The 15084-nt window shown below is 64.5% G+C and carries 10 protein-coding genes and 1 tRNA gene; 10 read left to right on the top strand and 1 reads right to left on the bottom strand.

Annotation, left to right across the window (positions count from 1 at the left end):
- Together BSY239_RS06940 and BSY239_RS06945 are read left to right on the top strand one after the other, a co-directional pair.
- Positions 1 to 3165: an efflux RND transporter permease subunit gene (locus BSY239_RS06940; RefSeq protein ID WP_069046203.1), complete on the top strand. Its 3165-nt coding sequence runs from the start codon at positions 1 to 3 to the stop codon at positions 3163 to 3165.
- 43 nt (positions 3166 to 3208) lie between these two features.
- The gene (locus BSY239_RS06945; protein WP_069046204.1) at positions 3209 to 4108 is read left to right on the top strand and encodes a LysR family transcriptional regulator; all 900 of its coding nucleotides are present in this window, start codon (positions 3209 to 3211) and stop codon (positions 4106 to 4108) included.
- Here the strand turns inward: BSY239_RS06945 and BSY239_RS06950 are convergent.
- The gene (locus tag BSY239_RS06950; RefSeq protein WP_069046205.1) at positions 4068 to 5336 is read right to left on the bottom strand and encodes a D-amino acid dehydrogenase; all 1269 of its coding nucleotides are present in this window, start codon (positions 5334 to 5336) and stop codon (positions 4068 to 4070) included. The two genes, BSY239_RS06945 and BSY239_RS06950, sit on opposite strands and share 41 nt — an antisense overlap.
- Positions 5337 to 5490: 154 nt before the next feature.
- Between BSY239_RS06950 and BSY239_RS06955 the strand changes: the two genes are divergently transcribed.
- The 8 genes from BSY239_RS06955 to clpX all read left to right on the top strand — a co-directional run bounded on the left by BSY239_RS06955 (position 5491) and on the right by clpX (position 15056).
- Positions 5491 to 6837 (top strand): aspartate aminotransferase family protein, encoded by a 1347-nt coding sequence (locus tag BSY239_RS06955; protein ID WP_069046206.1) that lies wholly within the window; start codon positions 5491 to 5493, stop codon positions 6835 to 6837.
- A 155-nt stretch (positions 6838 to 6992) separates the two neighbouring features.
- Positions 6993 to 7970 carry a TAXI family TRAP transporter solute-binding subunit gene (locus BSY239_RS06960; RefSeq protein ID WP_069046207.1) on the top strand — a complete coding sequence of 326 codons (978 nt, stop codon included), beginning with the start codon at positions 6993 to 6995 and terminating at the stop codon, positions 7968 to 7970.
- A 90-nt stretch (positions 7971 to 8060) separates the two neighbouring features.
- The gene (locus BSY239_RS06965; RefSeq protein WP_069046208.1) at positions 8061 to 10643 is read left to right on the top strand and encodes a TRAP transporter permease; all 2583 of its coding nucleotides are present in this window, start codon (positions 8061 to 8063) and stop codon (positions 10641 to 10643) included.
- A gap of 1 nt (position 10644) precedes the next feature.
- Positions 10645 to 11286, top strand: a complete 642-nt coding sequence (locus BSY239_RS06970; protein WP_069046209.1) for an aspartate/glutamate racemase family protein — start codon at positions 10645 to 10647, stop codon at positions 11284 to 11286.
- Between the two features lie 107 nt (positions 11287 to 11393).
- A tRNA-Leu gene (locus BSY239_RS06975) sits at positions 11394 to 11480 on the top strand.
- 82 nt (positions 11481 to 11562) lie between these two features.
- Positions 11563 to 12873, top strand: a complete 1311-nt coding sequence (gene tig / locus BSY239_RS06980) for a trigger factor (RefSeq protein ID WP_069046210.1) — start codon at positions 11563 to 11565, stop codon at positions 12871 to 12873.
- 183 nt (positions 12874 to 13056) lie between these two features.
- Entirely contained in the window at positions 13057 to 13674 is a 618-nt protein-coding gene (clpP, locus tag BSY239_RS06985; protein WP_069048842.1) for an ATP-dependent Clp endopeptidase proteolytic subunit ClpP, read from the top strand.
- Positions 13675 to 13790: 116 nt separating this feature from the next.
- Positions 13791 to 15056: an ATP-dependent Clp protease ATP-binding subunit ClpX gene (gene clpX / locus BSY239_RS06990; protein WP_069046211.1), complete on the top strand. Its 1266-nt coding sequence runs from the start codon at positions 13791 to 13793 to the stop codon at positions 15054 to 15056.
- Positions 15057 to 15084: the final 28 nt, after the last annotated feature.

The following is a 15084-nucleotide window of genomic DNA, read 5'->3' on the forward strand; positions in this document are numbered from 1 at the left end:
ATGAGTTCGTCCGACTATTCCTCCGCCGACCAGGCCGCGACGTGGGTGTCGCGCTTCAACCTCTCGCAGTGGGCACTGGACCACCAGGCCTTCACGCGCTATCTCATGATCGTGCTGATGTTGCTGGGCGTGGCAGCGTACTTTCAGCTCGGGCAGGACGAAGACCCGCCGTTCACCTTTCGCGCCATGGTGGTGCGGGCCTACTGGCCCGGCGCCACGGCCGAGCAGGTGGCCGAGCAGGTGGCCGATCGCATCGAGAAGACGCTGCAGGAGGTGCCCTACGCCGACAAGATCCGCAGCTATTCCAAGCCCGGCGAAACGCTGGTGATCTTTCAGCTGAAGGACTCGTCGCCTGCCGCCGAGGTACCGCAGATCTGGTACACGGCGCGCAAGAAGATCGGCGACATGCAGGCCACGCTGCCGCAGGGGGTGGTGGGACCGTTTTTCAACGACGAATTCGGCGACGTGTTCGGTGTGATCTACGCGCTGCAGGGTGACGGGTTTTCATACGCGGACAAGAAGCAGGTGGCCGACAACGTGCGCCAGCAGCTGCTGCGTGTGCCCGATGTGAGCAAGGTGGAGCTCTTCGGCGCCCAGGACGAGAAGTTGTTCATCGAGATTTCGCAGAAACGTCTGGCGGTGCTGGGCCTGAACCTGCAGCAGGTGTTCGACGCGCTGGGCCAGCAGAACGCGGTGGCCTCGGCTGGCGCGGTTCAGTCGCCACACGACGTGGTGCAGGTGCGCGTGGGCGGGGCTTTCAACTCGGTGGAGCAACTCAACGCGATGCCGATCCGCGCGGCCAACGGCACGCAGATCCGCCTGGGCGACATCGCCGACATCCGCCTGGGCTACGTGGACCCACCCCAGGTGCTGGTGCGCCACAACGGCAAGGACAGCATCGGCCTGGGCATTTCCATGGCCAAGGGCGGCGACATCATTGCGCTGGGCAAGGCGCTCAAGACCACGGTGGCTCGCATCGAGGCCACGCTGCCCGCCGGCATGGTGCTGGCGCAGGTGCAGGACCAGCCGAGCGCGGTGACCCGAAGCGTGAACGAGTTCGTGACCGTGTTGATTGAAGCGGTGGTGATCGTGCTGGCGGTGAGTTTTCTGGCGCTGGGCCTGCACAAGCGCGCGGGCAGCAAGGGCCTGCGCGGCTACACGCTGGACATGCGCCCGGGTCTGGTGGTGCTGATCACGATCCCGCTGGTGCTGGCCATGACCTTCCTGGCCATGAACTACTGGGGCATCGGGCTGCACAAGATCTCGCTGGGCTCACTCATCATTGCGCTGGGCCTGCTGGTGGACGACGCGATCATTGCGGTGGAGATGATGGTGCGCAAGCTCGAAGAGGGCTACAGCATGGTGCGCGCGGCCACCTTCACCTGGGAGGCCACGGCCATGCCCATGCTCACCGGCACGCTGATCACGGCGGCCGGTTTCCTGCCCATCGGCCTGGCCAACTCCACCACCGGTGAATACACCTTCGCCATCTTCGCGGTGACGGTGATTGCGCTGCTGCTGTCGTGGATCGTGGCGGTGTTCTTCGTGCCCTACCTGGGCGTGCGCCTGCTCAAGGTCAAGCCGCACGTGGGCGAGGTTCACGAGGTGTTCGACGGCCCGTTCTACGTGCGTTTCCGTGCGGTGGTGGACTGGTGCGTGCAGCACCGCTGGATCACCATCGGTGCCACCGTGCTCACCTTTGTGCTGGGCATCGTCGGCATGGGGCAGGTGCAGCAGCAGTTCTTTCCGGACTCGAGCCGGCCCGAGATTCTGGTGGACATCTGGCTGCCCGAGGGCAGCAGCATCCAGGCCATGGACGAGGTGACGAAGCGGCTGGAAGCGCGCATGGCGGCGGAAGAGGGCGTCAAGAGTGTGAGCACCTGGATCGGTTCGGGCGTGCCGCGCTTCTATTTGCCGCTGGACCAGATCTTTCCGCAGACCAACGTGTCGCAGCTCATCGTGTTGCCGCAAGACCTGAAGACGCGTGAGCGTTTGCGCAAGGCGCTGCCGGCTTTGCTGGCCACCGAATTCCCCGAGGTGCGCGGACGCGTGAAGCTACTGCCCAACGGTCCACCCGTGCCGTATCCGGTGCAGTTCCGCGTGGTCGGCACCGACCCCGCGCAGCTGCGCACGCTGGCCGACGAGGTGAAGGTGGCCATGCGCGCCAACCCCAACATGCGTGGTGTCAACGACAACTGGAACGAATCGGTCAAGCGTCTGCGGCTGGAGGTGGACCAGGCCAAGGCGCGCGCGCTGGGTGTGTCCAGCCAGTCGATTGCACAGGCCGCACGCACCTTGCTCAGCGGCAGCACCGTGGGCCAGTACCGGGACGGCGACAAACTGATCGACATCGTGCTGCGTCAGCCGCTGGACGAACGCAGCGCCATCTCCGACCTGGCCAATGCCAACCTGCCCACGAGCAACGGGAAAAGCATCCCGCTGTTGCAGATTGCCAGGCCGGTGTTCGACTGGGAGGCTGGCGTGCTGTGGCGTGAGAACCGCGACTATGCGATCACGGTGCAGGGCGATGTGGTCGAGGGCCTGCAGGGTGCGACGGTCACGGCCGAATTGCAGCCGGTGCTGAAAAAGATCAGCGATGGCTGGGCCTCGCAGGGCCTGTCCGACTACCGAATCGAGGTGGCAGGCGCGGTGGCTGAGAGCAGCAAGGGTTCGTCGTCGATCGCGGTGGGCATTCCGCTGATGTTGTTCATTGTGTTCACCCTGCTGATGCTGCAGTTGCAGAGTTTCAGCCGCTCGGTGCTGGTGTTCCTCACCGGACCGTTGGGGTTGGCGGGTGTGGCGGGCGCGTTGCTGTTGCTCAACCGGCCATTCGGTTTTGTGGCGCTGCTGGGCGTGATCGCGCTCATGGGCATGATCCAGCGCAACTCGGTGATCCTGATCGACCAGATCGAGCAGGACCGTGCGCGCGGCGTCCCGGCCTGGGACGCGGTGGTGGAATCCGCCGTGCGGCGCATGCGCCCCATCGTGCTGACCGCCGCTGCGGCTGTGCTGGCGATGATTCCCTTGTCCCGCAGTGTGTTCTGGGGACCGATGGCGGTGGCGATCATGGGTGGTCTTGTCGTTGCGACGGTGCTGACCCTGCTGGCTTTGCCTGCGATGTACGCGGCGTGGTTCCGGGTGAAGCGGGAGCCGGCAGCGCGCTGAACGCTGCACCGCCGCAGTTCCATCGCCGGGCAACAATAGGCCCATGCGACTACGACACATCGAAGTTTTCAACGCCGTCATGCAGACCGGCAGCGTGAGTGCCGCTGCCCGCATGATCAATGTGACCCAGCCGGCGGTGAGCCGTACCTTGCAGCACGCCGAGCTGCAGCTGGGGTTCCAGTTGTTCCAGCGCGTTGGCGGAAGGCTCAAGCCCACGGTCGAAGCGCAGACCCTGTACCCGCACATCGAACGCCTGTTTGCCCAGCTCGATGACGTGCAGCGCCTCTCGGCCAGCCTCAAGGCCGGGCGCGGCAAAGGCGAGTTGCGGGTGCTCACCGTGCTTGCCCTCAGCTACGAGGTGTTTCCGCTCGCCATGCGCCTGTTTCGCGAAAAGCACCCCGCCGTGATGGTGCACCACGAGGCCTTGCACTCACCACAGATCGTCTCCAGCCTGGTGTTGCAGGAGGCCGATGTGGGCTACGTGTTCAACGCGGTCACGCACCCGGCACTGGCGCAGGAGCGCCTGGCCGAGCGGCGGGTGGAGTGTGTGGTGCCCAAGGGACTCTTGAACGCGAAGCAGGTGAAGGCCGGCACGATCACACTGGCCCAGCTTTCAAAACTGCCTGTGATCGCGCTCGACGGGCAGGACCCGCTGGGGATGCTGCTGGCCCACACTGTCCGCGAGGCGGGCGCGGGGCTCAACGAGGTGATGACCGTGCAGACCTACCACGTGGCCCTGGCGCTGGCGCACCACGGCGTGGGTGTGGCCATGGTCGAAGGCTGCACGGCTGCGTCGGCCGATCGCGAACGGGTCGACGTGCTCACGCTGGAGCCGGCCATCGCCACCTCGGTGCACATGCTGCGGCCCACGGCCCGGCCCAATTCGCTCACCACGCGCGCCTTCACGCGCTGCATGCAACAGGCGCTGCAGCAACTGGGCTGAACGAGGCCGTGAGTTCGCGCACCACCCGCTCGGCGCTGCCGAAGGCCAGCGTGAAACCCAGCGCGCCGTGACCGGTGTTGAAGAACAGGTTCGCGGGTGAACCGCTCAGGTGGCCCAGCACGGGCAGGCCGGTGGGGGTGGCGGGGCGCAGGCCGGCCCAGGGGCTCACCTCGGTGGCGGGCTCCATCTGCGGAAAGACCTCGCTCACGCTCTCCATCAGCGACTGGATGCGACCGGGATCGATCGTCCTGTCGTGACCCACCAGCTCTGCCATGCCGGCCACGCGCAGGCGCTCGCCGATGCGGGCAAAGACCACCTTGCGCGACACATCGGTGACGTTCACCCGGGGCGCCGCGTCGGTGGCTGGCACGGTGATGCTGTAGCCCTTGAGCGGATACACCGGCACGCTCAGCCCCAGGGGCCGGGCGAGGGCTTGGGAGGACGAACCCAGTGCCACGACGAAGGCGTCGGCCTCGATCGGGCCGTTCGGGGTGTCGACCGAGTGGATGCGTCCATGGCGACGCACCAGTCGCGTGACCGGGGTGTCGAAGACGAATCGCACGCCGCGCGCCTGCAGCAGTCGCTGCAGTTCCTGGCACACTTTGAAGCAGTCCGCCGCGCACTCGCCCGGGGTGTGAATCGCGCCTGCAAATCGCGCCGCATAGCCTTCGAGGGTGGGTTCAACGGCAACCGCCTCCGTGGGCGACAGGGCGTGCTGCAAGGTGCCCAAAGCGCGCTGCAGCTCCATCTGACGTCGCGCCGATGTAAACCCGGCTTCGTCGGGATACAGCACGAGCTTGCCGGTGGTTGAAAAATCACAATCGATCTTTTCCTGGGCGAGCAGTCGCTCGAAGCCCGCCCGGCTTTCGGCCGCCAGGGTGAGCAACGCTTTCGTGGTGCTGGCCGAAACGCTGGCGCGGCACGCGGCCAGGAACCGCAGACCCCAGGCCCACTGCTGCGGTTCCATCTGCGGCCGCAGTTTCAGCGGGGAGTCGCTGGCCAGCAGAAGCTTGGGCAACTGGCGCCAGATGCCGGGGTCGGCCAGCGGTTGCACGTAGGCATAGCTCAGTTGTGCGCCATTGGCCGCACTCGCGCCGGTTCCGGCCTGCGCGCTGTCGACCACGGTCACGGTGTGGCCGTCGCGCAGCAGTTGCCACGCGGTGGCCAGGCCGACGATGCCTGCACCCAGAACGCAGACCTGCCGGACGGATGGAGAAGTGCTTTGCATGGAGCCCGAATGTAGACACGCGGTGGGTTTCTGAAAAATGCCCACAGCAGAACAACCCATGCCGCAAAGTCATGGGTCGGCACCAAAAAGGCATTTTTCGAAGTGGGGGCCGCTGCCTAAACTGGTCTTCTGCTCAATCCTGCCTGTCTGTTCCATGACCCCCTCCAGCCTGCCCGGTACCCGTGTCTTCCACCGCCAGCTCAGTCACGCCTTGCCCACCGCGGTCAGCGGTCGGGGCATCACGCTCACCGACGCGACTGGCCGTTCTTACCTGGACGCTTCGGGTGGTGCAGCGGTTTCCTGTCTGGGCCACGGCCATCCGGACGTGATCGCCGCCATGCACGCGCAGATCGACAAGCTCGCCTACGCCCACACCAGTTTCTTCACCACCGAGGTGGCCGAGGAACTGGCCGACCTGTTGATCGAGACGGCACCCGCCGGCATGAGCCATGTGTATTTCGTGAGCGGCGGCTCGGAGGCCATGGAAGCAGCACTGAAGATGGCGCGGCAGTATTTCGTGGAGATCGGTCAACCACAGCGTCGGCACTTCATCGCCCGGCATCAGAGTTACCACGGCAACACCCTGGGCGCGCTCGCCGTCGGCGGCAACGCCTGGCGGCGCGAGCAGTTCAAGCCGCTGTTGATCGACGTGACCCATGTGGCGCCGTGTTACGAATACCGCCACCGGCGCGACGACGAAACCGCCGAGCAGTATGGCCAGCGCCTGGTGGCCGAGCTGTCCGATGCCATCGACCGCCTCGGCGGCGAGAACGTCATGGCCTTCGTGGCCGAGACCGTGGGCGGCGCCACGGCGGGCGTGCTCACGCCGGTGCCGGGTTATTTCAAGGGCGTGCGCGAACTGTGCGACCGCCACGGCATCCTGCTGATCCTGGACGAGGTGATGTGCGGCATGGGTCGCACCGGCAGCTTGCACGCCTGCGAACAGGAGGGCGTGATGCCTGATCTGATGGCCATCGCCAAGGGCTTGGGCGGTGGCTATCAGCCCATCGGTGCCGTGCTGGCGCAGGGCAGGGTGGTGGACGCGTTTCGCCAGGGCAGTGGATTGTTTCAGCACGGCCACACCTACCTGGGTCATGCCATCGCCTGTGCTGCCGCGCTCGCCGTGCAACGCGTGATTCAGCGCGATGGTTTGCTGGCGCAGGTGCGCGAGCGCGGGCTGCAACTGCAGGCCCTGCTGCACCAGACATTTGACGACCATCCTCACGTTGGCGACATCCGCGGACGTGGCCTGTTCTGGGGCGTTGAACTCGTGGCCAACCGCGGCAACAAGCAGTGGTTCGACCCCGCGCGCAAGCTGCACGCCCGCATCAAGCGCGAAGCCATGGCCGGTGGCCTGATGGTCTATCCCATGGGTGGCACGGTGGACGGACGCTGCGGCGATCACGTGTTGCTGGCACCGCCCTTCATCAGCACGCCGCAAGAGCTGGAGCAGATCGTGGACCAGCTGGCCGGTGCGATCGACAGGGCGGTGGCCGCCTGATGCAGGGCTTGATACATGACGCATTTGCCTGCCCATCTGGGGTAAACCCCGTCGCCGCGAGGGCGGGTCTGCACGAAGCTTGCTTTTTCCGACAAACACCTTCGTGTCCGCACCGAGTTTGTTCAACCACGTAGAAACCTCCAGGAGCCTTCCGCATGAAAAACATCTCCCTCCGTCTGAGCACACTGGCCGCTGCGACGGCCCTCATGGTTCCCATGGCACCGGCCCAGGCGCAACAGAAATTCATGACCATCGGCACCGGCGGTGTCACCGGCGTGTACTACGCAGCGGGTGGTGCCATCTGCCGGCTGGTGAACAAGGATCGCGCCAAGCACGGCATCCGCTGCTCGGTGGAGTCCACGGGTGGCTCGGTGTTCAACGTCAACACCATCAAGGCCGGTGAACTGGACCTGGGCTTCACCCAGTCGGACGTGCAGTTCAACTCCCTCAAAGGTGTGGGCCAGTTCAAGGACGCAGGAGCCTACGGCGACCTGCGAGCCGTTTTCGCCGTGCACCCCGAGCCCTTCACGGTGGTGGCACGCAAGGAAGCCAACATCACCAAGTTCGAGGACTTCAAAGGCAAGCGCTTCAACGTCGGCAATCCGGGTTCAGGCACACGCTCGTCGATGGAAGAGCTGCTGAGCGCGATGGGCTGGAAAATGGGCGACTTCTCGCTGGCCTCCGAACTCAAGGCCGACGAACACGGCCCGGCGCTGTGTGACGGCAAGATCGACGGTTTCTATTACGCAGTGGGCCACCCGAGCGCCAACATCCAGGATCCGACCACCTCCTGCGGCGCCAAGCTGGTGTCCATCACCGGTCCTGCCATCGACAAGCTCGTGGCCGACAAGCCCTACTACGCCAAGGTCACGCTGCCCGGTGGCCTGTACCCGAACAATCCACAACCGACCAACACCTACGGTGTCATCGCCACCGTGGTGGCCTCCAGCAAGACGCCGACCGACACCGTGTACGCCGTGGTCAAGTCGGTGTTTGAAAACTTCGACGAGTTCAAGAAGCTGCACCCTGCGCTGGCCAACCTCAACCCCGAGAACATGATCAAGGACGGCTTGAGTGCGCCGCTGCACGAAGGTGCGGTGAAGTACTACAAGGAAAAAGGCTGGATGAAGTGATCTGCGCGGGCCTGCAGGCGGGCCTGAAGTGATCTCCATGGCGAAGTGATCTTCGCCATTTTTTTAGCCTTCTCCAGCGGACCTGATGCCATGACAACAGACCTCGAAAAAGCGCCGGAAGCCTTGCAGCAACTCGTGGCCGACAGCGACACGGGTGGTCGAAAGCCCACGGGTGTCACAGCCGGCGTGGTGTTCGCCGTGGCCATGCTGTGGGCCCTGTTCCAGTACTGGTACGCATCGCCCTTGCCGTTCGCGCTGGGCTTCGGCATCCTCAACGACACCGAGGCCCGCGCGATCCACCTGGGCTTTGCCCTGTTCCTCGCCTTTCTGGCCTGGCCTGCGTTCAAGGGTTCTCCGCGCAACCGGGTGCCGGTGGTGGACTGGCTGCTGGCGCTGGTGGCCGCCTTCTGCGGCGCCTACATCATGCTGTTCTACGCAGAGCTGGCCACCCGGCCCGGCCAGCCCAACACCATGGACATCGTGGTCGGGTCCGCCGGTGTTCTGCTGCTGCTGGAGGCCACGCGCCGCGCGGTGGGTTGGCCCATGGCAGCGCTGGCGGTTGTCTTCCTGGCCTACTGCCTGCTCGGACCGTACCTGCCCGAGGTGCTGTCGCACAAGGGCGCGTCGGTCAACCGCCTCATCTCCCACATGTGGCTCACCACCGAGGGTGTCTATGGCATTGCGCTGGGCGTCTCGGCCGGCACCATCTTTGTCTACGTGCTGTTCGGCGCGTTGCTGGACCGCGCGGGCGGTGGCAACTACATGATGCAGGTCAGCTTCGCGGCACTGGGCCACCTGCGCGGCGGCCCGGCCAAGGTGGCCGTGGTGTCTTCGGCGCTCAACGGCATGATTTCCGGCTCGTCGGTGTCCAACGTGGTCTCCGGCGGCATCTTCACCATCCCGCTCATGAAGAAGGCCGGCTACGGCGGCGTGAAGGCCGGCGCGATCGAGACCATGAGCTCGGTCAACGGCCAGATCATGCCGCCGGTGATGGGCGCGGCCGCCTTCCTGATGGTCGAGTACGTGGGCATCCCGTATGCCGACGTCGTCAAGCATGCCTTCCTGCCAGCCACCTTGTCTTACATCGGCCTGCTCTACATCGTGCATCTGGAGGCACTCAAGATGGGCATGCAGCCCATCCTGCAGACCGTGGCCCGGCCATGGCGGGTGCGCGTGCTGCGCAATGCCCTCGGCATTGCCGGCAGCATCGCGGTGGTTGGCGCGGTGTACTACCTGCTCCAGGGCATCAAGGCCGTCATGGGCCCTGTGGCGCCTTACGCGGTGTCGGCGGTGGTGCTGGCGCTTTACCTGTTCTCGGTGTACCAGGCCGCAGGCTGCCCGGACCTGCCCGACGACATCGACATCGACGATCCCAAGCCACTGCAGACCTGGCCCACGGTGCGCGCCGGCTTGCACTACCTGATGCCGATCGCCATGCTGATCTGGTGCCTGATGGTCGAAGAAATGTCGCCATCGCTATCGGCCTTCTGGGCGGTCACGACCTTGATCGTGCTCATGCTCACCCAGCGCCCGCTGATCGCGCTCTTTCGTCGCACCAGTGGTGCCGGCACCTGGCTGCAGGGCTGGCAGTCGGTGGTGGGCGGCTTCAACGATGGCTCGCGCAACATGATCGGTATTGGCGTGGCCACCGCCACGGCAGGCGTGATCGTCGGTGCCATCACGCTCACCGGCCTGGGTCTGCGCATGACCGAGTTCGTCGAATTCGTGGCGCAAGGCAACGTGATGGTGATGCTGCTCTTCATCGCCTTCGTCTGCCTGGTGCTGGGGCTGGGTGTGCCGACCACGGCCAACTACGTGCTTGTGGCCACGCTGATGGCCCCGGTGGTGGTGGAACTGGGCGCGCAATCGGGGCTGATCATTCCGCTGATCGCGGTTCACCTGTTCGTTTTCTACTACGGGATCATGGGTGACATCACGCCCCCCGTGGGATTGGCCACGTTCGCGGCGGCAGCCATTTCGGGTGAGGACGCCATCGAGACCGGCGTCCAGGGCGCGGTGTACGCCTTGCGCACCGTGATCCTTCCCTTCATCTGGATCTTCAATCCGCAGCTGCTGTTGATCGACGTGCACGGTTGGGGCGAGCTCATTCGCCTGGTGGTGGCCTGCACGCTGGCCACGCTGATCTTCGCGGCCGTGACGATGAACTGGTTCCGCGTGAAGAGCCGCTGGTGGGAAACCGCGCTGCTGGCGGTGGCGGTGGTGCTGCTGTTTCGCCCCGACTTCTTCATGGACCGCCTCACACCTCAGTACCGCCAGGTGCCGGCGGCTCAGATCTATGACATCGCTCGTGACACCGCCACCGACGACCGCGTCGTGATGATCATCCAGGGCATGACCATCGAGGGAGACGATGTGGTGAAGACTGTGGCGGTGCAGTTGGGCGAGAAGGGCGAGGACGGACGCAAGCGGCTGACCGAAGCCGGCCTGCAACTAGTGCCCCTGGGTGATGCGGTGCAGATCGGGCAAGTCAAATTCGGCACGCGCGCGGCCAAGTCCGGCTTCGAGCAGGGTTGGGATGTCACGGGCGTGCAGTTGCCCACCGATCGACCCACGCCGCACTGGTTTTACCTGCCGGCCCTGCTGTTGATCCTGCTGGTGTGGTGGAACCAGGGCCGGCGCCTGCCTGCGGCCCGCATTCGGAATGCGATCTGACATGCGAATTGCCCTGATCCACGCATTGGCCCATTCGGTGGCGCCCATCAATGAAGAACTGGAACGCCGTTGGCCCGAAGCGATTCGCATGAACCTGCTCGACGACAGCCTGTCGGCCGATCTGGCGCGCAACGGCGCGGGGCTGGACGCTGCCATGCACCAGCGGTTCGAGGACTTGTCCGCCTATGCCGAACGCGCGGGGGCGCACGGCATCCTGTTCACCTGCTCTGCGTTTGGGCCCTGCATCGAGGCAGCAGCGGCGCGCCGGCGTCACATGGCGGTGCTCAAGCCCAACGAAGCCATGGTGATTGACGCAGCCGCCCACGGAGGGCGCGTGGGCCTGATTGCATCGTTCGGTCCCACGCTCGAATCGATGCCGCCCGAGTTCCCGGCGGGAACCGCGTTGGTCACCCGCCTGGCAGCCGGTGCGCTGGATGCTCTCAACCGCGGTGACACCGCTGAGCACGACGCGCTGGTCGTCGAGGCCGCTCGCTGGCTCGCCAACCAGGGCTGCGATGTGATTGCATTGGCGCAGTTCAGCATGGCACGCGCGCAAATGGCGGTGCACAGGGCCGTGGACCTGCCGGTGCTCACCACACCGGGCAGCGCCGTGCGCATGCTGCGCCACCGCCTGGGCGCCTGAGCGGCGTTCGGACTGCCTGCTGGCAAGGGCTACAATCGAGGGTTGCCGTGAGGAGGACAAGGCGTGGCGCAGACCCAATTGCGCCGAGCCGGAAACCCCAACCAGGCGCGCGGGTGGCGAAATTGGTAGACGCACCAGGTTTAGGTCCTGACGCCAGCAATGGTGTGGGGGTTCGAGTCCCCCCCCGCGCACCACCACAGACACATGCATTCCCCGGTTCGTCCAGGCAGGCTGGCTGAACCGCAATTTTTGGGCATCACCCTTTTGGAGAGAACCATGACCGTGACCGTTGAAACCCTGGAAAAGCTCGAACGCAAGATCACGCTGTCGCTGCCGGCCAATGTGATCCAGAACGAGGTGGCGAACCGCCTCAAGCGCCTGGCTCGTGATGTGAAGATGGACGGTTTCCGTCCCGGCAAGGTGCCCATGAACGTGGTCGCTCAGCGCTACGGTTATTCGGTCCACTACGAAGTGATGAACGACAAGGTCGGTGAGGCTTTCGCCACCGCCGCCAACGAAGCACAACTGCGCGTGGCTGGCCAACCCAAGATCACCGAAAAAGAAGGCGCTCCAGAAGGTGAGCTGACCTTTGACGCCGTGTTCGAGGTCTACCCCGAAGTCAAGATCGGTGACCTGAGCACCGCCGCCGTGGAGAAAGTGTCGGCCGACGTCGACGCTGCCGCCATCGACCGCACCCTGGACATCCTGCGCAAGCAGCGCCGCACCTTCGCGCAACGCGCACAGGACCAGGCCGCTCAGGACGGCGACCGCGCCACCATCGACTTCGCCGGCAAGATCGACGGCGAGCCGTTCGAGGGCGGCAAGGCCGAAGCGTTCCAGTTCATCGTGGGCGACGGCCAGATGCTCAAGGAATTCGAGGACGCCGTGCGTGGCATGAAGCAGGGCGAGAGCAAGACTTTCCCGCTGGCCTTCCCCGAGGATTACCACGGCAAGGACGTGGCCGGCAAGACCGCCGATTTCCTGGTCACGGTCAACAAGCTTGAAGCCGCCCACCTGCCCGAAGTGGACGAAGCCCTGGCCAAGTCGCTCGGCATCGCCGACGGCACAGTTGACGGCCTGCGCGCCGATATCAAGAAAAATCTGGAGCGTGAAGTCAAGTTCCGCCTGCAGGCCCGCAACAAGCAGTCCGTGATGGACGCGCTGGTGGCCGTGTCCGAGCTGGACTTGCCGAAATCCGTGGTGCAGTCCGAACTCGACCGCCTGGTGGAAGGCGCCCGCGCCGACCTCAAGCAGCGCGGTGTGAAGGACGCCGAGAAGGCCCCGATCCCCGAAGAGCTGTTCCGCCCGCAAGCCGAGCGCCGAGTGCGCCTGGGTCTGGTGGTGGCCGAGCTGGTGCGTTCCAACGAACTGCACGCCAAGCCAGAGCAGATCAAGACCCACATCGAAGAACTGGCCGCCTCTTACGAAAAGCCCGCCGACGTGGTGCGCTGGTACCAGGGCGACAACCGCCGCATGGCCGAAGTCGAAGCCATCGTGATCGAGAACAACGTGACCGAGTTCGTGTTGTCCAAGGCCCAGATTTCCGAGAAGGCGGTCAGCTTCGACGAGCTGATGGCACAGAACTGATCGGCCCTCGGGGCAGAAACGCAGAGGGCGGAGTGATCCGCCCTTTTTTTTGCCGGTTTGAGCCCCACGTGCGATCCACTGTGGCTTTTGGGTGGCTCCCGGGCCATCGCCCTTGTGTGAATACGGCCACAGTGGGTTGGTTACAGTAGTGAGACGGCAATGCATCAACACATGGAGAAACGCATGAGCGCAATGGACATTCAAGGCCTGGGCATGGTGCCCATGGTGATCGAAACTTCAGGTCGCGGCGAACGTGCTTACGACATCTACTCGCGCCTGCTCAAGGAGCGCGTGATCTTTTTGGTGGGTGAGGTCAACGACCATTCGGCCAACCTGGTGGTGGCGCAGCTGTTGTTCCTGGAAAGCGAAAACCCCGACAAGGACATTTCGTTCTACATCAACTCGCCCGGTGGTTCGGTGAGCGCCGGCATGGCAATCTTCGACACCATGAACTTCATCAAGCCCGATGTGTCCACGTTGTGCTGCGGTTTTGCGGCCAGCATGGGCGCTTTCCTGCTGGCGGCGGGCACCAAGGGCAAGCGCTTCTCGCTGCCCAACTCCAAGATCATGATCCACCAGCCTTCGGGCGGCAGCCGTGGCCAGGCCACCGAGATCGAGATCCAGGCCCGCGAGATCCTGAAAACCCGCGAGCAACTCAACAAGATCCTGGCCGAACGCACCGGTCAGCCGCTGGACCGCATTGCGCGCGACACCGAGCGCGACTACTACATGTCCGCCGCCGAATCGGCCGAATACGGCCTGATCGACAAAGTCATCGAAAAGCGCCCGAGCGCGACCTGAGGCCAAACGCGGCAGCGAAAAGCGGGAGACAGTGCCCATAAAGGTGCTTTTCCCGGGTTTGGCGCCCGGAAGGCTTGATCTATCATTGTTCTTACTGATTCACCAGACGCCCCTCTATGGCCGACAAAAAAGCGACCTCCAGCGAAAAAGCGCTCTACTGCTCCTTCTGCGGTAAGAGCCAGCACGAGGTCAAAAAGCTCATCGCCGGCCCCTCGGTGTTCATCTGCGACGAGTGCATCGACCTGTGCAACGACATCATCCGTGACGAGTTGCCGGGTCTTGAGTCGGTCAAGGCCGCGGGCGACGACGTGCCCACGCCTGCCGACCTCAAGTCCAACCTCGACAACTACGTGATCGGCCAACAAGGAGCCAAGCGCGCTCTGGCCGTGGCGGTCTACAACCACTACAAACGCTTGCGCCACAAGCAAACCGCCCGCAAGGACGATGTGGAACTCGCGAAGAGCAACATCCTGCTGATCGGGCCCACGGGTTCGGGCAAGACGCTGCTGGCCCAGACCATGGCGCGCATGCTCAACGTACCGTTCGTCATGGCCGACGCCACCACGCTGACCGAAGCTGGCTACGTGGGCGAAGACGTCGAGAACATCGTTGCCAAGTTGCTGCAGAGCTGCAACTACGACGTCGAGCGTGCTCAACAGGGCATCGTCTACATCGACGAAATCGACAAGATCACCCGCAAGTCCGACAACCCCTCGATCACCCGCGACGTGTCGGGCGAGGGCGTGCAGCAGGCGCTGCTCAAGCTCATCGAGGGCACCATGGCCTCGGTGCCCCCCCAAGGTGGTCGCAAGCACCCCAACCAGGACTTCCTGCAGGTCGACACGACCAACATCCTGTTCATCTGCGGCGGCGCGTTTGCGGGCCTGGAAAAGATCATCGAGAACCGCACCGAAGCCTCGGGTATCGGTTTCGGGGCCCTGGTCAAAAGCAAGCAGCAGCGCAGCCTGACTGAAGCGTTCAAGGAAATCGAGCCCGAAGACCTGATCAAGTTCGGCCTGATTCCCGAGCTGGTGGGCCGCGTGCCTGTGATCGCGGCGCTGTCGGAACTCAGCGAGGATGCACTGGTCGAAATCTTGACTGAACCCAAGAATGCGGTCGTCAAACAGTTTTCGCGTTTGCTGGCCATGGAAGGTGCTGAACTGGAGGTGCGTCCAGCCGCACTCAAGGCCATCGCCCGCAAGGCCCTGGCCCGCAAGACCGGTGCGCGCGGCCTGCGCTCGATTCTGGAAAATGCGTTGATCGACACCATGTTCGACCTTCCGAGCATGAACAACGTCGAAAAGGTGGTGGTGGACGAGTCCACCATCGATGAAAACAAGCCTCCTCTGCTGGTTTACCGCGAGGCGGCCAAGCAGGCCTGAACAGGCCTGCGACGACGGGCGCCGCCTG

This window comes from Hydrogenophaga sp. RAC07 (assembly GCF_001713375.1).
Lineage (GTDB): Bacteria > Pseudomonadota > Gammaproteobacteria > Burkholderiales > Burkholderiaceae_C > Hydrogenophaga.